At 39.1% G+C, this 24,165-nt stretch carries 31 protein-coding genes; 8 read left to right on the top strand and 23 right to left on the bottom strand.

Going from position 1 to position 24,165, the window contains the following annotated elements:
* The gene (locus C8P64_RS09500; protein WP_108171831.1) at nucleotides 1-558 is read left to right on the top strand and encodes a YeeE/YedE family protein; all 558 of its coding nucleotides are present in this window, start codon (nucleotides 1-3) and stop codon (nucleotides 556-558) included.
* Nucleotides 559-561: 3 nt separating this feature from the next.
* Nucleotides 562-975, top strand: coding sequence for a YeeE/YedE family protein (locus C8P64_RS09495; RefSeq protein ID WP_108171830.1), 414 nt, complete (start codon nucleotides 562-564; stop codon nucleotides 973-975).
* Nucleotides 976-1,035: 60 nt separating this feature from the next.
* Here C8P64_RS09495 and C8P64_RS09490 read toward each other — a convergent pair whose 3' ends face one another.
* The 8 genes from C8P64_RS09490 to C8P64_RS09455 all read right to left on the bottom strand — a co-directional run bounded on the left by C8P64_RS09490 (nucleotide 1,036) and on the right by C8P64_RS09455 (nucleotide 6,906).
* Nucleotides 1,036-1,725 (bottom strand): cupin domain-containing protein, encoded by a 690-nt coding sequence (locus C8P64_RS09490; RefSeq protein WP_146167203.1) that lies wholly within the window; start codon nucleotides 1,723-1,725, stop codon nucleotides 1,036-1,038.
* A gap of 61 nt (nucleotides 1,726-1,786) precedes the next feature.
* Nucleotides 1,787-2,728, bottom strand: coding sequence for an NAD-dependent epimerase/dehydratase family protein (locus tag C8P64_RS09485; protein WP_108171828.1), 942 nt, complete (start codon nucleotides 2,726-2,728; stop codon nucleotides 1,787-1,789).
* Nucleotides 2,729-2,741: 13 nt separating this feature from the next.
* The gene (locus tag C8P64_RS09480; protein WP_108171827.1) at nucleotides 2,742-3,263 is read right to left on the bottom strand and encodes a nuclear transport factor 2 family protein; all 522 of its coding nucleotides are present in this window, start codon (nucleotides 3,261-3,263) and stop codon (nucleotides 2,742-2,744) included.
* A 5-nt stretch (nucleotides 3,264-3,268) separates the two neighbouring features.
* On the bottom strand, nucleotides 3,269-4,057 hold the full coding sequence (locus C8P64_RS09475; RefSeq protein WP_245889689.1) for a hypothetical protein: 789 nt from the start codon (nucleotides 4,055-4,057) through the stop codon (nucleotides 3,269-3,271).
* 82 nt (nucleotides 4,058-4,139) lie between these two features.
* Nucleotides 4,140-4,571, bottom strand: a complete 432-nt coding sequence (locus C8P64_RS09470) for a YybH family protein (protein ID WP_108171825.1) — start codon at nucleotides 4,569-4,571, stop codon at nucleotides 4,140-4,142.
* A gap of 10 nt (nucleotides 4,572-4,581) precedes the next feature.
* Complete coding sequence (locus C8P64_RS09465; RefSeq protein ID WP_146167202.1) at nucleotides 4,582-5,346, bottom strand: hypothetical protein; 765 nt, start codon at nucleotides 5,344-5,346, stop codon at nucleotides 4,582-4,584.
* A gap of 166 nt (nucleotides 5,347-5,512) precedes the next feature.
* A complete protein-coding gene (locus tag C8P64_RS09460; RefSeq protein ID WP_108171823.1) occupies nucleotides 5,513-6,211 on the bottom strand; it encodes a LytR/AlgR family response regulator transcription factor in 699 nt (232 codons plus the stop codon).
* Between the two features lie 53 nt (nucleotides 6,212-6,264).
* On the bottom strand, nucleotides 6,265-6,906 hold the full coding sequence (locus tag C8P64_RS09455) for a trimeric intracellular cation channel family protein (RefSeq protein ID WP_108171822.1): 642 nt from the start codon (nucleotides 6,904-6,906) through the stop codon (nucleotides 6,265-6,267).
* Between the two features lie 156 nt (nucleotides 6,907-7,062).
* Here C8P64_RS09455 and trxB point away from each other — a divergent pair, with 156 nt between their 5' ends.
* Entirely contained in the window at nucleotides 7,063-8,055 is a 993-nt protein-coding gene (gene trxB, locus C8P64_RS09450) for a thioredoxin-disulfide reductase (protein WP_108171821.1), read from the top strand.
* 82 nt (nucleotides 8,056-8,137) lie between these two features.
* Here trxB and C8P64_RS09445 read toward each other — a convergent pair whose 3' ends face one another.
* From C8P64_RS09445 to C8P64_RS09425, 6 genes are all read right to left on the bottom strand, one after another.
* Nucleotides 8,138-8,440, bottom strand: coding sequence for a hypothetical protein (locus C8P64_RS09445; RefSeq protein WP_108171820.1), 303 nt, complete (start codon nucleotides 8,438-8,440; stop codon nucleotides 8,138-8,140).
* Between the two features lie 87 nt (nucleotides 8,441-8,527).
* On the bottom strand, nucleotides 8,528-9,370 hold the full coding sequence (locus C8P64_RS09440; protein ID WP_108171819.1) for a GIN domain-containing protein: 843 nt from the start codon (nucleotides 9,368-9,370) through the stop codon (nucleotides 8,528-8,530).
* 67 nt (nucleotides 9,371-9,437) lie between these two features.
* On the bottom strand, nucleotides 9,438-9,593 hold the full coding sequence (locus tag C8P64_RS16475; protein ID WP_156067616.1) for a hypothetical protein: 156 nt from the start codon (nucleotides 9,591-9,593) through the stop codon (nucleotides 9,438-9,440).
* Nucleotides 9,590-11,353 (bottom strand): PspC domain-containing protein, encoded by a 1,764-nt coding sequence (locus C8P64_RS09435; protein WP_108171818.1) that lies wholly within the window; start codon nucleotides 11,351-11,353, stop codon nucleotides 9,590-9,592. Before C8P64_RS09435 ends, C8P64_RS16475 begins: the two co-directional genes overlap by 4 nt.
* A complete protein-coding gene (locus tag C8P64_RS09430) occupies nucleotides 11,346-11,690 on the bottom strand; it encodes a PadR family transcriptional regulator (RefSeq protein WP_089664992.1) in 345 nt (114 codons plus the stop codon). Before C8P64_RS09430 ends, C8P64_RS09435 begins: the two co-directional genes overlap by 8 nt.
* Nucleotides 11,687-12,226, bottom strand: a complete 540-nt coding sequence (locus C8P64_RS09425) for a DUF4870 domain-containing protein (protein WP_108171817.1) — start codon at nucleotides 12,224-12,226, stop codon at nucleotides 11,687-11,689. The genes C8P64_RS09430 and C8P64_RS09425 overlap by 4 nt, the downstream gene beginning before the upstream one ends.
* A gap of 321 nt (nucleotides 12,227-12,547) precedes the next feature.
* On the opposite strand from C8P64_RS09425, the gene C8P64_RS09420 reads away from it, so the two are divergent.
* From C8P64_RS09420 to C8P64_RS09410, 3 genes are all read left to right on the top strand, one after another.
* On the top strand, nucleotides 12,548-13,012 hold the full coding sequence (locus tag C8P64_RS09420; RefSeq protein ID WP_108171816.1) for a DUF4442 domain-containing protein: 465 nt from the start codon (nucleotides 12,548-12,550) through the stop codon (nucleotides 13,010-13,012).
* 72 nt (nucleotides 13,013-13,084) lie between these two features.
* On the top strand, nucleotides 13,085-13,885 hold the full coding sequence (locus tag C8P64_RS09415) for a TIGR00266 family protein (protein WP_108171815.1): 801 nt from the start codon (nucleotides 13,085-13,087) through the stop codon (nucleotides 13,883-13,885).
* A 133-nt stretch (nucleotides 13,886-14,018) separates the two neighbouring features.
* Nucleotides 14,019-14,216, top strand: coding sequence for a hypothetical protein (locus C8P64_RS09410; RefSeq protein WP_108171814.1), 198 nt, complete (start codon nucleotides 14,019-14,021; stop codon nucleotides 14,214-14,216).
* Nucleotides 14,217-14,245: 29 nt separating this feature from the next.
* Here C8P64_RS09410 and C8P64_RS09405 read toward each other — a convergent pair whose 3' ends face one another.
* The 8 genes from C8P64_RS09405 to C8P64_RS09370 all read right to left on the bottom strand — a co-directional run bounded on the left by C8P64_RS09405 (nucleotide 14,246) and on the right by C8P64_RS09370 (nucleotide 21,968).
* Nucleotides 14,246-15,205, bottom strand: a complete 960-nt coding sequence (locus tag C8P64_RS09405) for a LysR substrate-binding domain-containing protein (protein ID WP_108171813.1) — start codon at nucleotides 15,203-15,205, stop codon at nucleotides 14,246-14,248.
* Nucleotides 15,206-15,354: 149 nt separating this feature from the next.
* Nucleotides 15,355-15,771, bottom strand: coding sequence for a DUF2141 domain-containing protein (locus C8P64_RS09400; RefSeq protein ID WP_108171812.1), 417 nt, complete (start codon nucleotides 15,769-15,771; stop codon nucleotides 15,355-15,357).
* A gap of 103 nt (nucleotides 15,772-15,874) precedes the next feature.
* Nucleotides 15,875-17,206, bottom strand: coding sequence for a DUF58 domain-containing protein (locus C8P64_RS09395; protein ID WP_108171811.1), 1,332 nt, complete (start codon nucleotides 17,204-17,206; stop codon nucleotides 15,875-15,877).
* Nucleotides 17,206-18,210 carry an AAA family ATPase gene (locus tag C8P64_RS09390; protein WP_108171810.1) on the bottom strand — a complete coding sequence of 335 codons (1,005 nt, stop codon included), beginning with the start codon at nucleotides 18,208-18,210 and terminating at the stop codon, nucleotides 17,206-17,208. The genes C8P64_RS09395 and C8P64_RS09390 overlap by 1 nt, the downstream gene beginning before the upstream one ends.
* On the bottom strand, nucleotides 18,203-19,399 hold the full coding sequence (locus tag C8P64_RS09385; protein ID WP_108171809.1) for a DUF4350 domain-containing protein: 1,197 nt from the start codon (nucleotides 19,397-19,399) through the stop codon (nucleotides 18,203-18,205). The genes C8P64_RS09390 and C8P64_RS09385 overlap by 8 nt, the downstream gene beginning before the upstream one ends.
* Nucleotides 19,392-20,153, bottom strand: coding sequence for a DUF4129 domain-containing protein (locus tag C8P64_RS09380; RefSeq protein ID WP_108171808.1), 762 nt, complete (start codon nucleotides 20,151-20,153; stop codon nucleotides 19,392-19,394). Before C8P64_RS09380 ends, C8P64_RS09385 begins: the two co-directional genes overlap by 8 nt.
* A 2-nt stretch (nucleotides 20,154-20,155) precedes the next feature.
* Entirely contained in the window at nucleotides 20,156-21,013 is an 858-nt protein-coding gene (locus C8P64_RS09375) for a YciC family protein (protein WP_108171807.1), read from the bottom strand.
* On the bottom strand, nucleotides 20,988-21,968 hold the full coding sequence (locus tag C8P64_RS09370; protein ID WP_108172224.1) for a stage II sporulation protein M: 981 nt from the start codon (nucleotides 21,966-21,968) through the stop codon (nucleotides 20,988-20,990). The genes C8P64_RS09375 and C8P64_RS09370 overlap by 26 nt, the downstream gene beginning before the upstream one ends.
* 35 nt (nucleotides 21,969-22,003) lie before the next feature.
* Here C8P64_RS09370 and C8P64_RS09365 point away from each other — a divergent pair, with 35 nt between their 5' ends.
* Nucleotides 22,004-22,717 carry an RDD family protein gene (locus tag C8P64_RS09365; protein WP_108171806.1) on the top strand — a complete coding sequence of 238 codons (714 nt, stop codon included), beginning with the start codon at nucleotides 22,004-22,006 and terminating at the stop codon, nucleotides 22,715-22,717.
* Here C8P64_RS09365 and C8P64_RS09360 read toward each other — a convergent pair whose 3' ends face one another.
* A complete protein-coding gene (locus C8P64_RS09360) occupies nucleotides 22,718-23,491 on the bottom strand; it encodes a peptidylprolyl isomerase (protein ID WP_108171805.1) in 774 nt (257 codons plus the stop codon).
* Between C8P64_RS09360 and C8P64_RS09355 the strand changes: the two genes are divergently transcribed.
* Nucleotides 23,490-24,128 (top strand): NUDIX hydrolase, encoded by a 639-nt coding sequence (locus C8P64_RS09355; RefSeq protein ID WP_108171804.1) that lies wholly within the window; start codon nucleotides 23,490-23,492, stop codon nucleotides 24,126-24,128. The genes C8P64_RS09360 and C8P64_RS09355 overlap by 2 nt on opposite strands.
* Nucleotides 24,129-24,165 lie beyond the last annotated feature (37 nt).

Here is a 24,165-nt window from a genome sequence, read left to right as displayed (position 1 = left end):
ATGGATTATATATTACAACCATGGCCCTGGTATGTTGCCGGGCCTCTTATAGCCCTGATCATGTTCCTCCTAATTTTTATGGGGAAACAATTCGGGATGTCGTCCAATTTGAGAACGCTATGCACCATGTGTGGAGCAGACAGCAAAGCGAGTTTTTTCGACTTTAACTGGCGTGCTCAAAAATGGAATCTCACCGTGATCATCGGGGCTGCGATTGGCGGATTTATCGCCATGAATTTTTTAACTCCAGATGCTGCCGTTAATATCAATCCAGAAACGGTCTCGACCTTACAAGGTCTTGGTTTTGATAGTGCAGGTGGAGCATATCTGCCAGATGAACTATATAGCCTCGAAGCGCTCACTAACTGGAAATCTCTAAGTATTTTAATTATCGGAGGTATAATGATTGGCTTTGGAGCAAGATGGGCAGGAGGGTGTACTTCCGGACACGCGATTTCTGGATTAAGTAATTTACAATTGCCTTCACTTATTGCCGTTGTTGGATTTTTCATCGGCGGACTGGTGATGGTACATTTATTATTCCCTTTAATATTTTAGAAAATGAGAGTAGTAGCATATTTATTTATAGGTATATTTTTCGGAATCGTGATGTTCAAATCTGAAGCCGCTTCATGGTTCAGGATCTACGAAATGTTCCAGTTCCAGGCTTTCCATATGTATGGTATCATTGGTTCAGCCCTGGTGCTAGGAGTATTGGGAATACAATGGATCAAAAAGACCAAGGCAAAAGATTTTAATGGAGAAGAGATCCAGTTCATCCCCAAGAATAAAAGTTTTAGCAGATATATGTTTGGTGGAATTATCTTTGGATTGGGTTGGGCGCTTGCCGGAGCCTGCCCGGGACCAATTTATACCCTGATAGGGGCCGGTTATGTTTCGGTCATCGTGGTTTTCCTTGCAGCCATATTCGGAACTTTCCTTTATGGTTTATTAAGAGATAAATTACCACACTAAAAAATAAAAACGGTTAGAAAGTAAAACTCTCTAACCGTTTTTTGATTTTAATTGCATCTATTACTGAACTTTTTCAGCTTTTAAATATAGTTCCTGTGCCTGTATTTTCTCGATCATGTCTTTACCCTTATCTGCCGCAGCTTTCCAGCCTGCAGAATCATGGATCTTATCGTAGGTAGCCGAATCTGGCCACACGCCTTCCATGAAATATTTATAGTCATTATTTTCAGAAGTGATCTTATATAAATGATAGCCGGCACCGGGATAACCTTCGTCAGCAATAGCTTGGTTCATTTCTTTTAGAAAATCGTTGAGCTGCTTTTCAGACATGCCCGCGGGCAGGTCGAATAAATGTAAGCTCTTTTTACCCGCAACATTTCCTTTATTCTTCAATTCAATTTGTATGACTTCAAAAGGATCGTTCCCAGCATTCTTTGGCTGGTGTTTAGCTTGTTCAGTCCAGATAACATCGCCCTTTTTCATGACCATGTCCATAGACTCTCCGCTTTCGGTTTTCATTTTGCCTTTAGTGTCAGACATGAATACCACCACTCCTTCCGGATGAGTATGCATTACAGATTCCTCACCGGGATCATAATTGATGCGTAGCACTCTAACTTTGTCATTGTCCACGACCACCTTATAATGTTCCGGATCTACTCTCGCAGCATCCTGGGCTAAAAGATTAAGTAAGGGGATGAGGAGGAAAATTATTCCCAGTCCCGATTTTAATATATTATTTGTTTTCATTTTAATATTGTGATTAATTAATATTATTGTATTCTGATGCCAGTCTATTAGAACAGAAACATCAGGATTCACTGAATTTATTCAGGGGTTCGCTTACCGGCTTAAAGTAAAGACCCAATTCTTTTTGAGCGAGCTCATTACTGTAAACAGTACGAGGTTCGGCTTTAGGATCTTCCCTGTTAAGCATTCTGGAAATATCTGAAACTCTCCAGCTTTCACTGGTGAGCAGATAGTTCTTAGCGTGAATACCTTTCTTTGTAGCAGCCCTGTAAACACCCTCAGCGACATCTTCCACGTCTACCAGAGCGAATTCCACATCCTCATCGAAAAGAGTCTGCATAAATGGATCTGGTGCCGTTTTAGCCTTTATAAGATGCTGTAATCCTACCGAAGTAGAATCTTCACGGTTAGAAAGTGACTTCCCGATTACCGTAACCGGTGATACCGTGGTTATTTCAGTATCTATATAAGGATTATTTTTTATAAACTTTCTTACCGTTTGATCGGCATAATACTTAGCCTGGGCATAAGGTATATTGGCCTCGTCCAGGAAAGGTTCATCTTCCTCGGTATATAAATGATCAGGATCCCTGCCCGTAACCGGATATGGAAAAGAGGTGTTGAATGCCGCAACAGATGCGACGAACACGATTTTTTCCAGGTCCTTATTCTCGGTGACTATCTTGAGAAAATTCTCCGTTCCGTTTATAGTTGGGTGAAAAAGATCTCTTTTGGGATCTTCAACTCCAAGTTTAAAAGGAGTACCGCAATGGATGATAATATCACAACCCCGGGAAAAGCTTCTCAATGAATCTATATCCTGAACATTAAGGTCTTTTATAGACAGATTATCTTCATTGCCCAGTTCAAAGAGGTGTTCGTATTTATCACTTCTTGAAATGTTGGTGACAGATACCTTTACCTTATGACCTTCATCAAGAAACTTTTTGGTTATATAACTTCCAATAAATCCGGCACCTCCGGTAATTCCTATACTTTTCATATATGATATTTTACTATTCGCTACCCTGTATGGAATCCTGTTTTGCCGCCTGCATTTCCTGCATTGCGGCCATCATGATGCCGCCGTCCCAGTAACCGTGTTCCTCAACAATCTTCCCGTCAACGAATCTTGCGGTTAAATGAACAGGTATGGTAACTTCCTGGCTGTTTTCAGCGATAGTACCTTTCCAGGTTCCCCAGTAATTTACCCAGGTATTTTTATCATCGGTAAGAACCATTTCATATTCATCATCTTCATCTACAAAACCATAAGCAGATAATGAGCTTATGTTTTCTTTATGTTTGTCTACCTGTTGTTTTGAGCCTACGCTTTCCTTGCTGTTATGATAGATCTTAGCGGTATCTGCGTAGTGTTTCTGGTATGCCTCCCAGTTAGCGTCCTCATAATCCTGAATTGCCGCTTTTAACGTATTGATCTCTTTAGAGTCCTGGGTATATCTAACTTCTTCTTTCTTCCCGTCGTTACATGATGTAGCGATAACCGAGATAAGTAATACTATTAATAACTTTTTCATGATTTCTAGTCTTTTGCGATATTAGTATTATCTGCAGATGCCTGGTAAGATAGATCTGGCCTCATGGAACCTCTCTTAACTGAATAGGCGTCTACATATTCAAACATTTCGTCAAATAACTTCTGGCCTTCCTGACCCATTAACTTATCATTTTCAGCACTCATTCTATCATAATCCATAGCGTCCTCGGCAGATATCACCGCGACGAAATAATCACCAACATTTCCAAATCCGCTTCTGTAAATGCGGTAATGCATTTTAGAATTTTTCGAAGCGAACAGGTCTTTTAATTCCTTCATTTTACTCTGAACCTTTTGCATGTTGGCCGGGGTAACATCCATTCTGTGCCATACCCTGTATTCTTTACCAGGCGTAGTGGTACTAAGACCATCTGGCATATAGGAAAGGGAAGGGACCAGAACGGTCACATAATCCCCATGGTTATCATAACATTTATTAAAGTTTTCGAACATTTTATTAAATGTATCATCACCAACTTTTTCTCTTAGATCACTGAAATTCATATTCTGAATATCTGCAAGATCTTTTATAGGAGTAATGGACAGGAATGTACCATCATCCATAGAAGCGACAGACCATTGAATGTCTTTGACATTGTTCTTTTTACAGGCTTCTACAAGATCCTTAGAGGTCTTCATATATTCAGACATCATAGAAGGTTTAACCTGATCTTCATGGATCCAGAAGGCCTGATTTGAGCCTTCCTGAGCAAAGGCGGTTATCGACATGATTAGAGCGATCAGAAAGCCTGAAATGTTTAATTTTAAATTCATAATTTTAATTTAAATGATTAGTGAAATTAAATTACCAGGCAAAGTAGGGAAGGCTGGATTTCAGGGGATTGAATGTATTTGATTATGGTTTAGGCCACCTATAACTTTTAATGACCCTCCATTTACCGTTGATCCTTTTAGCGATATTCACAACTTCAATATCTCTGGTATTTTCTTCCCCCTCAACATTTACAAAGACTTTGTCATGGTAAAAGAAAATATCATCTGTTAACTTATCTTCAGATACATTTTTAAATTCTATCCTGGCTTTGTTTTCCTCGAAAAAACCATTGTATAAATCACGTATTTCTTTTGTTCCATTATGAACGCTACCATCTGTGTGATATACACTTGCGTCATCTGAATATAACTTTAAGATAGTTTCCGTATCAGAATTCTTAAAGGCTTCAGCATAGCTATCCCTAAGAACCTGAAGGTTCTTGTAAACTGTTTGTGCATAATTCGTATTGGTGATCATTAGAAAACCGAATACGATAAAAATCAATTTTCTCATATCATCGAATTTAATTTTTTACGTAGGACAGTTCCGGCATAATGCGTCCTGTAAGTTTTTCCTGCTTAGAGAACGTATTATCTATTTTTTCACGAATGGCCTTGCCTTCGTCACCCATTAACTCCATATTCTCCTGCCGGCGTTTTTCAAGTTGTTCCGGACTTTCTGCGGCAACTGCCACCAAGAAATATTGTCCCATAGTACCAAACCCGCTTTTATAAAGACGGTAGTGAATCTTGGAGTTTTTCTCCTGATACATCTTTTTTACGGTTTTGGCCAGCTCTTCAGCTTTATCACCCGAACCTGGAGGGATGTGGTAAAAGGTAAGTTCCCTGTAATTCTGGCCTTCGGGTGTTTGCGTCAAACCGTCTGGCATATAAGAAAGTTCTTTGTCCAGTCTTAAGATATAATCTCCGTGTTTAGAATAAGTACCATCGAAGGAATCGAATAATTCTTCAAATTCCTTATCTCCTATTTTTTTCTGAAGATCTTCGAATGGATTCTTATCGAGGTCTGCCATATTCTTAATAGGGGAAAGGTACATCACGCGACTGTCGTCACCCACAAAGGTGATCCAGTCCATATCTTTCATTTTATTTTTCCTGGCGGCTTCAACGATCTTTTTATCAGCATCATGGTGCTTATCCATCATTCCACTTTTTACATGGTCTTCATGAACTACGTATAATTGATAACGATCTTTTTGTGCCCAGATGGAAATACTCATCATAAACAGAAATAGACAGGTTACCAAAGTTGTCTTGCTTGATCTCATTGGTTTCTTTTTTATGGTTAATTGTCTTGAATTTAGTTAGTTATAATGGCATAGAAATTAATTATAGGATGAGAAGGCCTTAAAACTTACCGAAGGCATGCTTTTATTTACCGGAATAGGAAATTTTGATTATAACGAACTGAAATACAGTAATTTAAATGTGTTTTTAGATCACCTGTAGGTGCTTGAAAAGTTCTGGACGCATATTTTTACTAAGGGGGAGGGAATGTGAACAGATCACCACGTGATTGCCACCAATTTCATCTATATGGGAGATATTTACGATATAAGAGCGATGAATTCTAAGAAACCTTTTATCAGATAATTTTTCATCTACTTCTTTGAGTGTGGTAACCAGCAAGTATTTTCTATCTTTAAGATAGACCTTGCAGTAATTACGGTCTGCTTCAATATAATGTATATCGTCCAGGGAAATACGTATCATTTTTTCATGATGCCGCACAAAGATTCGGTCGTTGAGGATACAATGCTCATTTTTCTTCAAGACCTCTTTTTCCGGCTTTTGTTGAATTGGATCAACGGGTTCAGAATTTTTCTTTTTTTTATTCTTCAGGGACCGGGGTAATAAACGATCCAGGGTTTCAGCGGTACGCTTGTTGAAATAAATAACCGGAGAGCAGATCTTACTTTCAGACCTTTTGGATTCCAAACCATTTAATTGTCCTTTTAACTGGTCGTCGAGTAGAATAAGATCTGGAACTTCCTGCTCAAGAAAATGCAAGGCATCTTTTGCCCGCGAAAAAATACCGGTAATGTTATAACCAAGCCTGTTGAGTTGCAGAGACAACTTCGCAGCCATGGGAATATCATTTTCGACTATTATTATTTTTTCCGCCTCGGCCATCCAGTAAATTTTTATAAAGATACTGAAACTATTGATAATCAATTATATGTGTCTCACATTCTTCGTTCACTGCTCTTAGGTTGAACAGGATAAAAGGAAGGCAGGGTAAGGTGATATTTAACTACAATAAGCCTTATACTTATCACAGTAAGAGAGGTAACGAGGTAAATAATATCTGCATCTACTTCAAGTTTATATAGAATTATATAGGCTAAAGCACCAATTAGGCAGGCCGTGGCATAGATCTCTTTTCGAAATATTACCGGGATCTCATTACAGAGTATATCCCTTATCACCCCGCCAAATGTTCCGGTCATTGCGCCCAGCGCCACCGAAATTATAGGGTCAAGTCCGTTCTGTATACCCACCTCCACACCGGTAATGGTGAATACACCCAGACCAATGGTATCAAAAAGGAACAGGGATTTTTTGAGATAATTCAGTTTATTTCTAAAAACGATCGCAAAGATGGTGACCACACCAATAAGATATACATAAACGATGTTTTCCATCCAGCTCACCGGGGTATTTCCAATAAGCACATCGCGAATGGTACCGCCACCAATGGCGGTAACAAAGGCAATAATAAAAATACCGAAAATATCCAGTCGCCGGTTCATAGCAGAAAGTGCCCCCGAAATAGCGAATGCGATGGTTCCCAATATATCCATTATGTTGAACAAACTCAATTCCATGCTTGGCAAAGGTAATTTTATCTTTTAAATTTGCTGAAACTGTGGCGGAATTCTGACCATATTTTTTAGGTTTATCAACAAATAGACGATCTTAATAACAAAAGGTGTAAGTTTTCTACTTAACTACCTACTTTTATATCGTGTAAAACAAATAAAATGAGTGATACTATAGAAAGAGTTAAGTGTTTAATAATAGGTTCTGGACCTGCAGGTTATACTGCAGCGATCTATGCTTCCCGGGCAGATCTTAAACCGGTAATGTATACAGGTATGGAGCCTGGTGGACAGCTAACCACTACTACTGAAGTTGATAATTTCCCGGGTTATCCTCAGGGAATCGATGGGCCAAAGATGATGATGGATCTTCAGGAACAGGCTGAAAGATTTGGAACCGAGGTACGTATAGGTATGATCACTGAAGTTGACTTCTCTAAAGAAGTTGGTGGTATACACAGAGTTTGTGTAGATAACTCAAAATGGATCGAAGCAGAATCTGTAATTATATCTACTGGTGCGACCGCTAAATATTTAGGATTACCTAGTGAACAAAAATTGCGTGGAGGTGGAGTATCTGCCTGTGCGGTTTGCGACGGATTCTTCTACAAAGGTCAGGACGTAGCGATCGTTGGTGGTGGAGATACTGCTGCAGAAGAAGCTACTTATCTTGCTAATATTTGTAATAAAGTGACCATGCTGGTTCGTAAAGACTATATGAAAGCTTCTAAAGCGATGCAGCATAGAGTTGAAAATACTAAGAATATCGACCTTAGGTATAATACCGAAGTAGATGAGATCCTTGGTGAGCAAGTAGTAGAAGGATTAAGAATGGTGAATAACCAGACAGGGGAGAAGGAAGAGATCAAAATTACCGGATTCTTCGTTGCTATTGGGCACAAACCTAATACCGATATTTTCAAAGGCTGGTTAGATATGGATGAGACCGGTTATGTGATCACCGAAAGTAAATCTACCAGAACAAATATCCCGGGTGTATTCGCTTCAGGAGATGTTCAGGATAAAATATATCGCCAGGCTGTAACTGCAGCTGGTACAGGATGTATGGCCGCTCTAGATGCTGAGCGTTACCTTGCAGAGATAGAAACCGAAGAAGATATTGAAAGACCACAAACAAGACCGGAAACAGTATAATTCTGGTAGGTATATAAAATGAAAAAGTCCCGCATTTGCGGGACTTTTTTATGCTTTGAAATTAAGCGTAGAGTCTTCGGAATTAGTTATCGGTCTTTACCTTAACTTCACCGTTGTCTACTTTTACTTTAGATTCGCTACCATCAGCTCTGTCTATCTTTTCCTTGTATTCCCCATCATCTTTCTTGATCTTAACTTCGGTTCCTTCTGGAGTTTCAATTTTGATCTTGTCACCTCCATCTTTAACCTTCACCTCGTTATTTGGATCCTCCATCATTTGCTCCACTTCGGTCTTTTCCTTAGTATCTTCATCTGTATTTCTACAGGATACTAATAAAAGGCTGATTGCAAGAAGGATAAGGCTACTTTTAATTAAATGTTTCATATCTATTTATAGTTTTAAAAACCGAGTAAAATTATACTATAAACGAGTTATAAAAATTTTATTTTTGAAAACTTTGGCAAAGATAATTTATTGAAAAAGACCTTTGCTAAATTCCTTTTTAGAGATCACAGCTTCATCTTTAAATTCGATAAGATTTATCTGTGGCTCATTAAAGACCTCGATCTCACTTTTACCGGTAGCTCTCACATTTAGGGTATCTGTAACATTGATCTTGATCTCAGCATTTCTCTGGGTGAGAAGTTCAGCAGTAACGCTGGTGAGGTTCTCTCCATCGAAATTGGCAGATTGATCTGCTCTTATTTTAAATCGCTGAATATCTCCCTCGATTCTGGCCGTTGCTTTTTCATATATATCCACATTAAAATCTGGTGCGTTTACCAGGGCTTTAAGATCTGAAGATTGATTCAGTTGAAAATCTACCGTGGTGGCAGTGATATTGAGTTCAGATTTTGCATCATCGTTCTGGATAAGCCTAAGGTCTTTAGCTTTAATGGTTAAAAAAGCCTGAGCATCATTCCTTGTTTCCAGCTTAAAATCACCAACATAAATATCCTGAAGAGATTCAAGTTCAACATCATCGGTAATAAGTATATCTTTCAATGTATCTGAAAAGGTGATCCTTAATTCCTGCTTTTTGGTTCTGCTGAATTCCTTAAAAGGTTTGATGTACAAAATACCGTCCCTTACTTCAGATTGAATAAGATCATGCAGGTTATCATCTGCTTCGATTTCTATCATCGACCTGTTTCCTTTTAATATCCCTATCTTGAAATCGCCTTTAGCCTGTATTGAATGAAAAGAGGATAGATCATATTGTTCGGTTTTTACATTCCTGCTGCCTTTGACTTTTTCCTGGGCTTTACAGGAAATGAAAATAATAAGTAGTAGAAGGGGAAGTTTCTTTAGCATGTATAAGATTTAGATTTACCTCAAATATAACAAAAGCCTCAGATTAGAGGCTTTTGTTCTTGATTGATTAGGATTCCAGCACTTGTTGCCGGGCTTCGAGACTTTTAAATACTTCAATAGTATCTTTTTGGTACTCGTGATGAGCGGTTTTGGGTTCTTCTAACTGGTGTCCAAATAGAAGACCCATGATAAAACTTAGTACAAGGTTGATTAAAGAACTCATGATGGTGTATTTATCTCAATTCCATTGCTGTCTATTTTTACACGATTAACCTTTTTGTCGTTCACTTCTACACCTTCATCATTAACGCGAATATCCATTTCTTCTCCGTTAACATTGATCCTGGCGTTAAATTCATCAGTTGAGTCCCAGTCCCTGTCTTCATCACCCCAATCTTCATTATCATCGTCCCAGGTCTCTACAGGGCAGTCTTCGCAAAGAGTTTCATCTTCCATTATTTTTAGAAAATGTCCTTCTTCGCCACTATTCAGAATATCCCCGTATGATTCATAGTTTCTGTGAAAAGATGAAACGTTATCATCTGCATATAAGGTCATTCCTTCCGGCAGGTATAGGGTTACCTGAACCTCCTGGTCACGATAGCCATATCCCGAATCTGAGGTATAAAAACTATTCAATAGCAATTGATTTCCCATTAGACTGGTAGAATAGTTTATTTTATCTGCTCTTTCTTTAGCATCCTCATAATTCTTGCCTTCAGCCATTTTTATGATCTCGATCTTACCAAGAGAATCTTTAGTAGATTTTACGATAAGCCTGATGTCGTTACCAACAATGATCTTTTTGTTATTATCATAGGCTAATCTAAAATCTGAGCTTCTCCAGGTCTTACCTGTATATTTATCATCATTTCGCATTTTAAGGAACAGCGTATCCTGAGGGGTGATCGCCAGTTTTTCTGTACTGGCGACTTCACCGTCGAAGGCACGGTTCGTAGCCTGGCTAATTCCTATTACTGTTAATCCAATGATCGAGATAAGCCATACTCCTAATAGTGTAAGTAAAGCAATCCTACCAAGGGATTTCAGGTTCTTCACCAGGATCTTCAATCCTAAAACGAACAGGAAGAAGAATGGAATTCCTACAGCGAAGAAGGCCAGTAGTGATATTAACCAAATTGGTGCACCACTGTTTACCACGTCTATATAATCTGTCCATGGAGCTTCTATAATTCCAAAAGTTCCTACTGCAAATAGACCTACGAATAATCCTATTAAGGTAGAACCAGCTATCAATAATAACAGTATTCCAACGAATTTTACGATCAGTTTCAGACAGAACTTGATAATGTCACCAAGAGTTGTAGCCGCAGAGCTGGCTCCGGCAGATGCCTTCTTACCATATTTCTCATAGTCTACATTTTTTATACTATCTGAAACCTCGTGAAAACCCTCACGTATCTTTTTCTCGATATTGCTGACGGTTACCTCCTCTCCGCGCATGGCCAGTTTATCGGCAGTGGTTTTTGCTTCAGGAACAAAGATCCAGAAAGCGATATAGATAAGGATGAATGCTCCACTGGAGAATATGGTTAGTAAGATCCATAATAATCTTACCCAGATAGCTTCAATGCCAAGGTAATGTCCCAGTCCTGAAGATACGCCTCCCACATGGCCATTCTCGGTATCTCTGTATAATTGCTTTCCTACAGTTTTTGTAGTTTTCGTCCTCTTAGGTTCGTCTTCGAAGATCTCTTCGTCTACCATATAATCTTCGGGTTGCCCCATGATAGTGATGACTTCTTCTACTTCTTTGATGCTGATCACCTGACGGTCATTCTTGATCTTCTCATTAAATAATTCAGCAATACGAGCCTCGATGTCTGAGATGATCTCATCACGACCCTGCGTATTCGAAAAAGAATGCCTTATGGCTTCCAGATACCTTTGTAGTCTGGCATAGGCATCTTCATCTATATGAAAGAATGTGCCGGCAAGATTTATATTTACTGTCTTATTCATGGTTCTTCTTTTTTTGAGTGGTTACGATGTTAACTGCAGATTGCAATTCTTCCCAGGTACCGGTAAGTTCCCTGAGAAATATTTTTCCTGTTTCGGTGAGCCCGTAATATTTTCTAGGCGGCCCACTGGTGGATTCTTCCCAACGATAATTGAGTAATCCCGCATTTTTAAGCCTGGTAAGTAAAGGGTAGATTGTACCCTCCACAACCAATAGTTTTGCGTCTTTTAATGTATCCAGAATCTCTGCCACGTAGGCGTCTTCATCCCGGAGAACCGAGAGAATACAGTATTCCAGTACACCCTTACGCATCTGGGCTTTTGTATTTTCAATCTTCATAGTGTTTGTTTTTGGGTGTCGTTAAACTGTTCATTTCTTGATTGATTAAATTGATGATTAGTGTCGTCCGGTTTTTCCGAACCTAAAAAATTGATGGTTAGCGGGTAATTATATAACTGTCCCTCATTTGCCTTGATACTCGCGTTGATGACGGCGAATAGTTCAAGGATAAAAAGACCTAGTAATATGATTCCTAGTATGCCCAACGTGATGAAAAAGGGCATGGCGTCGCTAACATTCTCGATTACAAAGGAGTCCTGCACGAAAAATAAAGGCTCGTTTGCCGTAAATCTTAGTCCGAAGTAAACGAAAGTGGCAAATCCTACGGCAACCAGGAAAATAGTGTAGAGGAACATGCTAATCTGAAAGTTCAGGGCATTTCTCCCGTGATGATCTACAAAAGGATCCTGTTTACGTGCCAGCCATAACAACATTGGAAAAATAAAATTCCCTAGTGGTATGAAGTATTTCGTAAAAACCGATAGATGTAATACGGTTGTAAGCGTTTTATTATTGTTGATGGTTTCGGTGGTCATTCTTTGTTTTTTAATTTGATTGATGTTAAAAGAAAATAGCTGTGATAAAATAGATGTAAATAAATGTTACAGCTAGATAGATCTGTGTTCTAGTTATCGATGAATTACTTCCTTTCGATAAGTCAATTGTCTGAGTGTGAGATGATTTTTTCATGATGTTTTTTGATTGATAAGTTTATAACCTATTAGAATCTTATACAAATATATATTTAAAAGAAGGTATTATGCAACACATAGTACTGAAATTTAACATAACATTAAGAATTGGATACTGGAACATATTTCCTACTTTTATGGAAAATTCAACCAAAAACCTTATAAATGAAGCTATCTCCCTCAAAACTGAATTCCTTTTTAATGTTGAAATTACCAAGTGCCTGGTTATGTGGGGTGAGGGTGAAACATATAGACCAGACAGAATGTATTGTAAGCGTTAAACATCGCTGGATAAACCAGAATCCTTTCAACTCTATGTATTTTGCTGTACAGGCCATGGCAGCCGAGCTTAGTACCGGCGCACTGGTTATGAATAAAATTCAGCAGTCAGATAAAAAGGTCTCTATGCTGGTTGCCCAGAACAAATCGGTTTTTACGAAAAAGGCTACCGGGAAGATCAAATTCACTTGCTATGATGGGAATAAAGTAAATGAAGCTCTAGAGCGAACCTTGAAAACTGGCGAAGGTCAAACCTTCTGGATGAAATCTGTTGGTCTAAATAAAGATGGCGATGAAGTTTCAGTTTTCGAATTTGAATGGACGGTAAAAGCAAAAAACACGGAGCGTTAAGCTTAAAGTTTTTAAATTAGATAAAGATTAACCATGCTTAAAACTAACCACTTTAAGCCAAAACTTATATAAATGAATGCACACGAAATAGATTACCAGATCTTTGGTGAGGAAATGCAATATGTAGAACTAGAGTTGGATCCTCAGGAGGCTGTTATTGCTGAAGCAGGGAACTTTATGATGATGGATAATGGTATTAAAATGGATACCATATTTGGAGACGGATCTAAACAAAATGAAGGTTTTCTGGGAAAAGTCCTGGGAGCCGGTAAGCGACTTCTAACTGGTGAAAGCCTGTTCATGACCATATTTTCTAATGAAGTACAGGGAAAGAAAAAGATAAGTTTCGCTTCTCCCTATCCGGGAAAGGTGATCCCTATAGATCTTACCAGGTTCAATGGTAAATTCATCTGCCAGAAAGATGCGTTTTTATGCGCCGCAAAGGGAGTCTCTATCGGTATCGAATTCAGTAAAAAACTTGGAAGAGGTTTCTTTGGAGGTGAAGGCTTTATCATGCAAAAAATAGAAGGCGACGGGATGGCTTTTGTTCACGCTGGCGGTACCATGGCCAGGAAAGAATTACAACCCGGTGAAAAGCTGAAAGTAGATACAGGATGTATCATTGGGTTTGATCAAACTGTGGATTATGATATAGAATTTATTGGAGGGATACGAAATACGCTATTTGGCGGTGAAGGATTATTTTTTGCAACCTTAACCGGTCCAGGAACAGTTTATATACAATCTTTACCGTTTAGCAGACTTGCCAGCAGAATTCACCAGGCCGCGCCACAGGGTGGTGGAAAGGATAAAGGAGAAGGTAGTATTTTAGGAGGTATAGGCGATGTAATAAGTGGAGATAACAGATTCTAATATTGTTAAACTTCTAAAACAATTGTTAAAATATAATAGGTTTTATTATATTTAGCTGACCAAAAAATAATGCCTATAATACAATTCTACCTTTTTTTATCAATCTAACTTTAACCTAAATCAAATTCAAATTATGGCGAGAGCAATGTTTGAATACACCAAAACAGTACTTGATAAAGTAAGTTTTGATGCTAGTTTGTTCTGTAAGGAGGTTAAGAAAGCACTTCAACGTTTGCTGCCTCACGAAATAGAGGAATTAAGACTTTGGATAGTGGCATTAACCAAACAGAATCCAGAATTAAATCAATGTTTAATTTATTTAAATACATAAAAAGTAAAAGCGGCTATTAGCCGCTTTTTTTAATTTGTATCGTATTCCTTCTTTTTATTGAGGGGACTAATAATTTTTACATTCTGGAAGGTGATCGCTCCTTTAACCACTCCGGCGATTGTACTCCTGATGGCTTCAATGATCTGCATTTTCAATTCACTGCGGTTGTAAATAAGACTTACTTCGCGTGCAGGAACCGGATCATGGAACATCTTCAGGTTTTTCTTTTCTGAATCTTTTAGATCCAGAGTATGCAAATAGGGTAGAAGAGTCATTCCCAACCCTTCGTTCGCCAGTTTGATAAGCGTTTCGAAACTTCCACTCTCCAGTTGCAGCTGGTCATCACCATAATCCCTGGAAGCCTTGCATAGGTTAATGATACCGTCTTTGAAACAATGTCCGTCTTCAAGAAGAAGGATCTTATTAATGTCGAGATCTTCAACATTTATCTTTTCAGAATCTATCTTTTGCTGGTCGCCTGGGATATAAGGAACAAATGGTTCGTAATAAAGCACATTTTCCTTGATTCCTTCAACCTCCAGCGGAGTAGCTGCAATTGCCGCATCCAGGTGTCCTTCCTTGAGTTTTTCCAGGATAGCTTCGGTGTGAAGCTCCTCGATCTTAAGCTTAACCTTGGGGTATTTTTTAATAAAGCTACCAATGAACATGGGCAATAAGGTAGGCATGATCGTTGGGATCACTCCAAGCCTGAAAATACCTCCTATAAATCCTTTTTGCTGGTCTACGATATCCTGGATGCGGTCACTTTCATTCACGATATTACGCGCCTGCTGAACTATTTTTTCACCAACTTCAGTAAGCTGGATCGGCTTTTTGGTCCGGTCAAAAATAGTTACTTCGAGTTCCTCCTCCAGTTTCTGGATCTGCATACTTAAAGTAGGCTGGGTAACAAATACCTTTTGCGCGGCCTTAGTGAAATTCTTGTGTTCTGCGACCGCAAGTACATAATGGAGTTGGGTAATAGTCATCTTAACAATTTTGCTATTACAAAGGTATAAGTTTTTCTTATTTTAAATAAGATTTAACTTTGATTTATCTATTGCAAAACCCTTCCTGATGAAGAAGGGTTTACTATTGATGAAATGAATGATGAATGATCTTTTGATAGGTAGTTTTATTAAAATCTAATTTCCAGTTCTTTTTGTTCACCATTGAATTCGAATTTGGAATGGTCCCAACTTGGAGGACCATAGCTCATACCGGTTCCACTGGAACCATAATTTTCTACAGGCATACCGTTGGCATCGAAATCCATTTTACCGTTATCATTCTTATCGTGCATAACTAAAAGAGCGTAAGTGCCTTCTGGTACATTTTCGAAATTCGCGATGGCCTTCCCGTCCTTGATCTCAGCCTTTACCGAATATTCTGGTGCTGTTTTCATAAAGGTATCTTCAGAATAGAGTCCGAATTTTACATTTCCTTCAGTTCCTATGACATTAGAGACGGTGGCGTTGATGGTTCCGGTATTTTCTGTCTGGGCCTGCATCAAGGCTCCTATTAACATGGCTACTAGTACGGCAATTGTTTTCATAATGATATTGTTTATTGATTATGAAACAAACTTAGGCTCAAAGGAGAGCTTCCGGAAAAAGTTTTAACCGAACTGTAGAATTTTAAAACCGAATTGTAATTATTTATAAAAGCCCCCTGGATTTGATCTCCAGATATTTATTGATGGTGTTGATGCTAAGATCGGAAGGGCGGGTAAGCAAGGTCTGTATGCCGTGTCTTTGCAGCTCTTTTGCCATTAATTGTTTATTATGGGAGAATTGTTCTGCCACGGTCTGGTGGGCACTTTCACTCACATTTTTAGGTATCATTTTAATAAGTTGGGTTACCTCGGTATTCTCAAAGAAAATCACCACTAAAAGGTGTTGCTTTGCCAAAGCCTTTAGAAAGGGAAGTTGTCGCTGTAAACCAGACGTATGCTCAAAATTGGTATAGAGCATTAACAGGCTTCTATGGCTTATGTGCTTTTTCACCCGGGAATACAAAAGACTGAAATCGCTATCATAAAAACCCGTGTTCACATTATAAAGGGCTTCCATGATCTTGTTAAGCTGGCTCAGTTTTGAACTGGCCTTTTGCACATTATCTATCTTATTCGAAAAGGATAACATGCCTACCTTATCCTTCTTTTTTAAAGCTACGTTAGAAAATGCAAGGGAGCTGTTAATGGCATAATCCAGCAGGCTCAGACCTTCAAAGGGCATTTTCATCATCCTGCCGCAATCAATAACTGAGTAAACAGGCTGAGATCTTTCATCCTGGAACTGGTTAACCATCAGGTTGCCATGTTTGGCGGTTGCTTTCCAGTTGATAGTCCTTACATCATCTCCACGCACATATTCCTTGATCTGCTCAAACTCCATGGTATGACCAATTCGCCTGATGCGTTTAATGCCGTGCAAACTTATCTTCTGATCCAGGGCCAGGAAATCCAGCTTTTTCATTTGAATGAATGAAGGATAGACCTTAACCACCTGATCTTTATTAAAAACGAATCTCCTTTTAACCAGTTTCAGGAAAGTAGAGATGAAAATATTCAGGTTTCCGAAAACATATTCTCCTCTTTGCAAAGGCTTCAAATAATATTCAAAATCGATCTTAGCCTGCGTTGGAATTTCAGCAGCTCTCAAAAAATCTCTCTTCTGAAATTGTACCGGGATCTCATCGATCACTTCTGAAAACACCTTGAATCCATAATTATTTTTAATGCTAACCTTCACGATATTTTCGTCTGAATTCGAGAATTTCTCAGGTAAATTTCGTTCAGCACCTATAGAAGGCCCCTTAAAAAGAGTGACCAGATCTGTGAGTAACAAAACCGATAGAATTGCCGCCAGAGTCCACGTGATTCGATACAGCGGTTCGAACCAGAAGGAAACCAGGAAAAGTATAGATATAGCGGAAAGGGCATAAAATAGCCTTCTTCCAAAATATAATGACCTGATGAATTTTAGCACTATCGAGGGATTTCTACAGATTGAGCGATCATATCTATCACGCTACCAGCAGTCATACCTTCCATTTCCCTGTCTGGAGATAGAATTAGACGGTGAGCCAGTACCGGTTTAAGTACATTCTTTATATCCTCTGGAATTACAAAATCGCGTCCGTTCACCGCCGCATAGGCCTTAGCAGCATTCATTACTGCGATCGATGCCCGGGGACTGGCTCCCAGATAAAGGTGGGGATGATTCCTGGTTTTATTAATGATCTCTGCAATATAATTAAGCAGTTTTTCCTCTACGATGATTTCGTGGATCTGTTCTCGTAGTTCAGAGATCTTTTCAGGGGTGAGCACGGCTTCGATCTCTGTTTCAGGTAATTTGCCTTTTCGATCATGATGAGTTTTCAGGATCTTCACTTCATCTTCGAAATCTGGATAATCAACTTCGATCTTAAAAAGGAAGCGGTCTAATTGGGCTTCGGGCAGGGCATAGGTTCCTTCCTGTTCGATAGGATTTTGAGTGGCCAGCACCATAAAAGGAGCTTCCATAGTGTACATTTTCCCATCGATGGTCACCTGGCGTTCTTCCATTACCTCAAAAAGAGCGGCCTGAGTTTTCGCCGGGGCACGGTTTATTTCATCAATAAGAATGATATTGGAAAAAATCGGCCCTTTTTTAAATTCAAATTCTGAAGATTTCATATTAAAAACAGAAGTTCCCAATACGTCGCTCGGCATAAGATCTGGCGTGAATTGTATCCTGCTAAAATCTGTTTTTAAGCATTTCGCAAATAACTTCGCAGTGATGGTCTTGGCAACTCCGGGTACTCCCTCTATAAGCACGTGACCGTTAGAAAGCATCCCTACGATGAGTAGTTCCACAAAGTTTTCCTGGCCCACGATCACTTTGGAAAGCTGGTTTTTCAACTTAGCGACCGAGTCTTTTAAACCTTCCAGCGGAATTCTATTTTCAAATTTAATCTCGTCTTCCTGAGGATTTATTTCCTGATTATCCATGTTTCTTTTTAAATGAATTTATGTGTTTGCTTAGCTCGAAGAAATCATCTTTTTCATTTTTCCTTTCATCCTGAAAATTATAGATCCTTTCGAAAAGCTTTTTTGTGTCTACTATGCTTTTTTCGCTTTTCACAGATAGATCTTTATAGAACTGCTCGTTGATCTGCGAAGTATCCAGCCTGTATTCAGTTCTAATATATTCCATGAAAAGTGCGATCTTCTTGAGTCCAAGTTCGTGAAATTTCTTTTGCTCGAGGTACAACTGGGAAACAGTTTCGGTGAACTCATAAGATTTGTTCATGGGAGGATCTACTACGGGAATGGATCTTTGTTTTCTTTTACCTTCAAAAAGCACAAATAGAATTGCCGAAATTAACACGAAATAATAAGCCCATTTAAGTGGCCGGTTATTCAACAAAATATAAAGCGGAGAGCTATAAAAGCTCTTGCCAGATTTATAATAGGCATCCCATAAAATGTTGTTTCCAGATATATATGCCAGTACCGCTTCGGCATATTTATAGTTTTCTTCTTTCAGTAAAAAATAATTGCTGAAGGCCTGTGGCGTAGAATGCAGATAGATCTCACCCTCCCCAAATTTAGTTTTTATGAAATTGATCTTTTCTTCAGGATTTTTATCTCCAAAACTGGCAGTTCCCAGCACCACATTGTTAGTGGTATCTAATTTTTTAAAGAATATTGCCGGCAGATCCTGATCAAATTCCATTGGCTTTTCAAATCTAAGTGAAGAATTCACCAGGTTTAATTGTGGCCTGGATTTAAATTCATCGGCACTAATGAAGGAAGCCGTTTCCAATTCTAAAGTGTCGGTTAAATGTTCCCCAAAATCATAGGCGGAAATAAAAAGTTTATTGCCATTAGAAACCCAGGTGAGGAGGTTTTTAAGTTCATTATCATCGAAATTCACGTAATTGTTCAGGAAGAAATAGGTGCCCTGAGCAGGAGAATCTGCAAGGAATTCATAAGGCGGAATCCTGATATCTGTAATCGCATCTTCTTGTTTGTTCTTCCAGCTTTCATAGAAAACGAAAGCTCCCAGCGGAATTTTATCCTTAGCGGTAAAACTAGGAGTCCAGTTGATGGGGTCGGGTTCAGAACTCTCCAACCAGGCTAGCGAGATGATTAGCAGCAGGAAAAGGCCGAATGCAATCTTGTAGGTCTTATTCATAGCTTACTGATTTTAGAGCCTGTTCCATTCTGGAGAATCCTTTTTCCACGAGTTTGAAATCTGTTTCAGAAACCTGGAAACTTCCATACCAGATGAATTCATACAACTTGGTGATCTCAGAAAAATGATCCCGTATTTTAGCATCCTTTATCTCTTCAGAATAATCTTTATTGGTCTTCTGATATTCGTAATCTATAAGTTTCAACTCATCCAGCTTACGCAGTTCGTTCAGATAGTAATAACGCACGGCCAGCCGGAATTGCTTGTTATTTATAGCTTCTGTGATAAGTGCGGGAAGATCCTGACTCTTAACCAGTTCTTCCTCTTCAGTAAGGAAAACTTCGCTTTGTTTAGGTTTCTGAAGTATTTTTCCTCCGGGATTCAGCCTTGAGAATAACCAGATTACCAGGCCAAGGAGGATGAGCAGTAATAACCAGGGAAGGATGGTTATAAAAAAAGCGAGTATGGAATTTGGCTCATAATCACCAAAAAGCCAGCTGATAAACTGATTATATTTTGCATTGATCCACTTTTTAAATCGAGACCACCAGCTTTCGTTTTCAACTTCGTCTATATAATCAAAATCTTCCTGTGTCTTGAATTCTGAAATTTTGTCTTCGTCAAATTCAAGAGGAACCAATCCTTCAGTTCTGTCATATTTTATCTCTTTTTTTTCGGCAATAGAATCCTTTTGCTGCGGATAGATATTTCCGAAGAAAAGAAAAAGAAGTATGACAAGAATCCGGTTTTTCAAGACTAATTTTTATTACCCAGGTTCTGAATGGTTTCGTAAGTCCCGGTAAAGTTTTGCTTTTCATTCAGATTAAAATAAACGAACGCAACGCCAATAGGAGTAATGGTATAAATTATATACTGAATGGTCGAGGTAAAAACATTGATGTAAATATATCCCGGTCCCAAAAGTTCTGATGGATCTGAAGCTGATCCTTCACTCGCCACGGTAAACGCACGGAAGAACATATAAAAGATCGCTGGTAACTGGAAAACAAGGCTTATAAGATAAACGATAAGGCCAATACATAATAAGGTGGCGAAGGTCATCCACCAGTTGTCTTTTACCAGCTTGAAAGATGATGAAATACTTTCAAGCAGGCTTTCTCTTCTAAAAACCATGATCGCAGTAGATAAACTTAAGGGGATAGCAATATAAATACCGGGAATGATGAAAGCGATGGTTCCTGCAAAGATGAGGATCCAGGAAATAAAGGTTAAAAGCAGAAGTTTTCCGAAGTCTGCTTTCATACCATTGCTTACTTCGGAAGAGTTTATGGTTCCCTGATTATTTATATAGGAAAGTATTATGTGATAGACCGTCCCGGTCATGGTTGATACATAAAGCAAATAGGCCAGCATCATTATACCGAAAGATAGAATGAAATCTGAGCCTTCAAGACCTGCCGCAAAAAATGAGGTGCCCAGGGTAGACCACGAATAATATGTGACCGCGGCTATAAGCAATAGAAATACGGGGCCAACGATCTTAATTAGGATCTTGCCAGCTTCTTTAAAATTCTGTCGCAGGAATTTAAAGGTGACACTTAATATTTCTCCCAGCTCGCGCTGCTTTTTAAATTGAATTGGTTCCGGGTTCATTCTTAGATTTTTTTAGTAGGTATTGAGGATAATAAACATAATAAAACAGGATCATTAACAGGGAGATCAATATGATCAAAATCGCGACGAAATCTGGCATCCCGGTTAACCTGGTCACAAAACCTTCCAGGAAACCGGCGATTATAAAGAAAGGAATGGTGCTTACCACGATCTTTAATCCGTCTTTAATACCCATGGTGAATGATTTTAACCTGGAGTAAGTGCCGGGAAAAAGAATGCTTTTTCCAACCACCAGGCCTGCGCAACCTGCAACAATTATTACAGAAATTTCGATAGTACCGTGTATCCATATAGTCCTCCCAGATTCCCATAGGATGCCTTTGTCATAAAAGAAATATTGAAAACTACCCAGCATGATGGCGTTCTGCATCAACATGAAAATAGTTCCGATCCCGGCCAGAACGCCTAGCGAGAAAGCCATGAGCGAAACCCGTATATTATTAATGGTGATCCCCAGGAACATATCTGTTTCGGTCATTTCTTTATAGACCGCCATGGGATCATTATTAGCGATATTCTCCAGGGTCATGTTCACATAGGCATCGCCAAGTATGGATCTTACAAATGCGGAATCTGAAGCAGCACTAAAAGCTCCAATGATGGTAAATCCAAGAAATATGAGAAAGCTCAGTAATAGCTGCTTCTGATGTTTATGAAATTCTGAAGGAAATTCTTTCGTAAAGAAACTTATGATCCTGTTGCCAGATTCCTTTTTGGATCGATATATCTTTTGGTGGGCCGTAGAGGCGAGACCGTTAAGATATTTCGTGGTATTGCTTTTTGGATAGAATGTTTTAGAATAACTAAGATCATCACTCAGTTCAACATAAATATCTGAAAGCTGCTCTGGCGAAAGGACTCTATTATTTTGCAGGAGGCTTTCGTACTTAACCCATTTATCTTTATTTTGCCTGACAAAAGCAGCCTCGCGCATCGTAATATTGAATAAAACCCAAAGTAACATATTTAATGGATAACTTTCAAATTGAAACCGCTCAAAATATTAGTATTGAACAGAATGTTGCGGGAATTGGGGAGCGTATCCTTGCTTTTATTATAGACCTGGCTATTATCGTTGTTTATATAGTCTTCGCATCCCTCATCATCGCAGGGATCAAAGAAGATAACGGTAGTTTGATGATGTATTACCTTGTTCTGGGACTGCCCTCATTCTTATATTATTTGCTATGGGAAACCTTCTGGGATGGGAGAACCCCCGGGAAAGCGCTGGCGCAAATAAGGGTGGTGAAAATGGATGGTACCCGGCCACAGTTTTCAAATTACCTGGTGAGATGGTTACTGCGTATCATCGATATCAGCCTTACTACAGGAGGGGGTGCCGTGGTCACGATTCTTCTTAACGGTAAGGGACAAAGATTAGGTGATATTGCTGCGGGAACTACGGTGATCTCCGATAAAAGGAAAATCGGTATAGAAAATACCCTGGCCGTGGACCTACCGGAAAATTACCAGCCTAAATATCCACAGGTGACCGTGCTAAGCGATATGGATATTCAGAAAGTCAAAAATCTATATGATCAGGCGAGGAGGGAAGCTCAACATCATGTTATTCTTTCACTAAGCGAAAAACTGGCCGATCTTATGGATGTAAAATTCGAGGAGACTCCCATTGAATTTGTTAAAAGGGTGATCAACGATTATAATTATTACACCCAGCGATAATTAGTCCAGGATCTCGATATCCATTTCAACGTTATCTATAGGCCATTCAGAATTTCCGGTTTCTACCTGCGCGATCTTTTCAGCCACATCCATGCCGCTTATCACTCTCCCATAAACGGTATGATCATTATTAAGGTGTGGAGTTCCGCCTTTATCCATTACAATAAAGAATTCGAAAGGAGAAGAAGCTTTACTCACATTTTGCTCGGCATATTTGGCTGCTGAAAATGCTCCATAGGTATGTTTATGACCAGCATCGAATTCACTTGGGATCAGATAATTTCCAACATCACCACGATTGCTGGCGGTTATCTGATTATCTGCGTTACCGCCCTGGATAACAAAACCTGGTGCAACACGATGGAAAAAGGTATCGTTGAAATAGTCATTCTTTACCAGCATAATAAAATTAGCCCTGTGTAATGGGGTGTCCCGGTAGAGTTGCACATCTATATTTCCGAATTTCGTTTTGATACGAACCCTGGTTTCCGGGTTGTTCTTTCCATACTCTGTAAGCGTAGGTATGAGTTCCTCCTGAGCGATAGGAAACATATCATTCTTTTCGATCTTTGTTTCTTTATCGTCTTCAGCCAGTTCCTTCTTTCGTAGTTCAAAGATACTGTCTCTGGCACGCTGGATAGAATCCTCTTTTTGCTGAGCTTTTAGAGCTTCAGGAGATAGTGTTTTACCGTTTTTTGAGGAAGTTTCCTTATCTTCACAACTTGCGAAAAGAAGAATTAAAAAAATTGCTACTAAAGAAAGCTGTCTGAACATGGAGTTTGAAATTTTTAAAAACAGGATTTCAAAGTTAAAAAAATTGCAGCTTCCGGGAGAATCTGCACACAGGAAACTGGCCCCTCTCATCAGGATAAATGAACTTGAGGAAATAGATATGTCTAAAAGGAATCCTCAGGAGGCCGGGGTAATGGCCGTTTTTTATCCTGATATGGACATGGAAACCAGGCTGGTCCTTATACTTAGAAAGACCTATAATGGCGTTCATTCCAACCAGGTTGGATTTCCTGGAGGTAGAGTAGAGGAATCTGATAAGAACCTTGAGGACACTGCCCTTAGGGAAACGGAAGAAGAAGTAGGTATCCCTCAAAATGAAATTGAAGTGGTTAGGAAATTGACCCGATTATATATTCCTCCTTCCAATTTCTGGGTGCAGCCTTATTTGGGGTTAATGCAAAAGACTCCGAATATGATCCCTCAGGAATCTGAAGTGGAAGAGATCCTGGAAGTGAAGCTCAGTGATTTTCTGAACGATGAAAATGTAATCACCGAGAATTTAAGTACCTCTTATGCCAAAGAGATCGAAGTGCCCGCTTACAGCCTTAATGGCCATGTGGTCTGGGGAGCGACGGGAATGATGCTGAGTGAGATAAGAGAGTTGCTTTTAAAGATTTGAATGCTAAATTAAAGTTTAATACAGAATAGATTATTCA

The sequence above is a fragment of the Christiangramia gaetbulicola genome, assembly GCF_003054225.1.
In the GTDB taxonomy this organism is placed as follows: Bacteria; Bacteroidota; Bacteroidia; order Flavobacteriales; family Flavobacteriaceae; genus Christiangramia; species Christiangramia gaetbulicola.
Note: the sequence above shows the minus strand (reverse complement) of the source record. Positions and strands in the feature narration are given on the sequence as shown.

What these genes read in the sequence shown, in the direction of transcription:
- C8P64_RS09500 (WP_108171831.1), top strand. Translation starts at nt 1, where the DNA reads ATGGATTATATATTACAACCATGGCCCTGGTATGTTGCCGGGCCTCTT.
- C8P64_RS09495 (WP_108171830.1), top strand. Translation starts at nt 562, where the DNA reads ATGAGAGTAGTAGCATATTTATTTATAGGTATATTTTTCGGAATCGTG.
- C8P64_RS09490 (WP_146167203.1), bottom strand. Translation starts at nt 1,725, where the DNA reads ATGAAAACAAATAATATATTAAAATCGGGACTGGGAATAATTTTCCTC.
- C8P64_RS09485 (WP_108171828.1), bottom strand. Translation starts at nt 2,728, where the DNA reads ATGAAAAGTATAGGAATTACCGGAGGTGCCGGATTTATTGGAAGTTAT.
- C8P64_RS09480 (WP_108171827.1), bottom strand. Translation starts at nt 3,263, where the DNA reads ATGAAAAAGTTATTAATAGTATTACTTATCTCGGTTATCGCTACATCA.
- C8P64_RS09475 (WP_245889689.1), bottom strand. Translation starts at nt 4,057, where the DNA reads ATGAATTTAAAATTAAACATTTCAGGCTTTCTGATCGCTCTAATCATG.
- C8P64_RS09470 (WP_108171825.1), bottom strand. Translation starts at nt 4,571, where the DNA reads ATGAGAAAATTGATTTTTATCGTATTCGGTTTTCTAATGATCACCAAT.
- C8P64_RS09465 (WP_146167202.1), bottom strand. Translation starts at nt 5,346, where the DNA reads ATGAGATCAAGCAAGACAACTTTGGTAACCTGTCTATTTCTGTTTATG.
- C8P64_RS09460 (WP_108171823.1), bottom strand. Translation starts at nt 6,211, where the DNA reads ATGGCCGAGGCGGAAAAAATAATAATAGTCGAAAATGATATTCCCATG.
- C8P64_RS09455 (WP_108171822.1), bottom strand. Translation starts at nt 6,906, where the DNA reads ATGGAATTGAGTTTGTTCAACATAATGGATATATTGGGAACCATCGCA.
- trxB (WP_108171821.1), top strand. Translation starts at nt 7,063, where the DNA reads ATGAGTGATACTATAGAAAGAGTTAAGTGTTTAATAATAGGTTCTGGA.
- C8P64_RS09445 (WP_108171820.1), bottom strand. Translation starts at nt 8,440, where the DNA reads ATGAAACATTTAATTAAAAGTAGCCTTATCCTTCTTGCAATCAGCCTT.
- C8P64_RS09440 (WP_108171819.1), bottom strand. Translation starts at nt 9,370, where the DNA reads ATGCTAAAGAAACTTCCCCTTCTACTACTTATTATTTTCATTTCCTGT.
- C8P64_RS16475 (WP_156067616.1), bottom strand. Translation starts at nt 9,593, where the DNA reads ATGAGTTCTTTAATCAACCTTGTACTAAGTTTTATCATGGGTCTTCTA.
- C8P64_RS09435 (WP_108171818.1), bottom strand. Translation starts at nt 11,353, where the DNA reads ATGAATAAGACAGTAAATATAAATCTTGCCGGCACATTCTTTCATATA.
- C8P64_RS09430 (WP_089664992.1), bottom strand. Translation starts at nt 11,690, where the DNA reads ATGAAGATTGAAAATACAAAAGCCCAGATGCGTAAGGGTGTACTGGAA.
- C8P64_RS09425 (WP_108171817.1), bottom strand. Translation starts at nt 12,226, where the DNA reads ATGACCACCGAAACCATCAACAATAATAAAACGCTTACAACCGTATTA.
- C8P64_RS09420 (WP_108171816.1), top strand. Translation starts at nt 12,548, where the DNA reads ATGAAGCTATCTCCCTCAAAACTGAATTCCTTTTTAATGTTGAAATTA.
- C8P64_RS09415 (WP_108171815.1), top strand. Translation starts at nt 13,085, where the DNA reads ATGAATGCACACGAAATAGATTACCAGATCTTTGGTGAGGAAATGCAA.
- C8P64_RS09410 (WP_108171814.1), top strand. Translation starts at nt 14,019, where the DNA reads ATGGCGAGAGCAATGTTTGAATACACCAAAACAGTACTTGATAAAGTA.
- C8P64_RS09405 (WP_108171813.1), bottom strand. Translation starts at nt 15,205, where the DNA reads ATGACTATTACCCAACTCCATTATGTACTTGCGGTCGCAGAACACAAG.
- C8P64_RS09400 (WP_108171812.1), bottom strand. Translation starts at nt 15,771, where the DNA reads ATGAAAACAATTGCCGTACTAGTAGCCATGTTAATAGGAGCCTTGATG.
- C8P64_RS09390 (WP_108171810.1), bottom strand. Translation starts at nt 18,210, where the DNA reads ATGGATAATCAGGAAATAAATCCTCAGGAAGACGAGATTAAATTTGAA.
- C8P64_RS09385 (WP_108171809.1), bottom strand. Translation starts at nt 19,399, where the DNA reads ATGAATAAGACCTACAAGATTGCATTCGGCCTTTTCCTGCTGCTAATC.
- C8P64_RS09375 (WP_108171807.1), bottom strand. Translation starts at nt 21,013, where the DNA reads ATGAACCCGGAACCAATTCAATTTAAAAAGCAGCGCGAGCTGGGAGAA.
- C8P64_RS09370 (WP_108172224.1), bottom strand. Translation starts at nt 21,968, where the DNA reads ATGCGCGAGGCTGCTTTTGTCAGGCAAAATAAAGATAAATGGGTTAAG.
- C8P64_RS09365 (WP_108171806.1), top strand. Translation starts at nt 22,004, where the DNA reads ATGGATAACTTTCAAATTGAAACCGCTCAAAATATTAGTATTGAACAG.
- C8P64_RS09355 (WP_108171804.1), top strand. Translation starts at nt 23,490, where the DNA reads ATGGAGTTTGAAATTTTTAAAAACAGGATTTCAAAGTTAAAAAAATTG.
- C8P64_RS09360 (WP_108171805.1), bottom strand. Translation starts at nt 23,491, where the DNA reads ATGTTCAGACAGCTTTCTTTAGTAGCAATTTTTTTAATTCTTCTTTTC.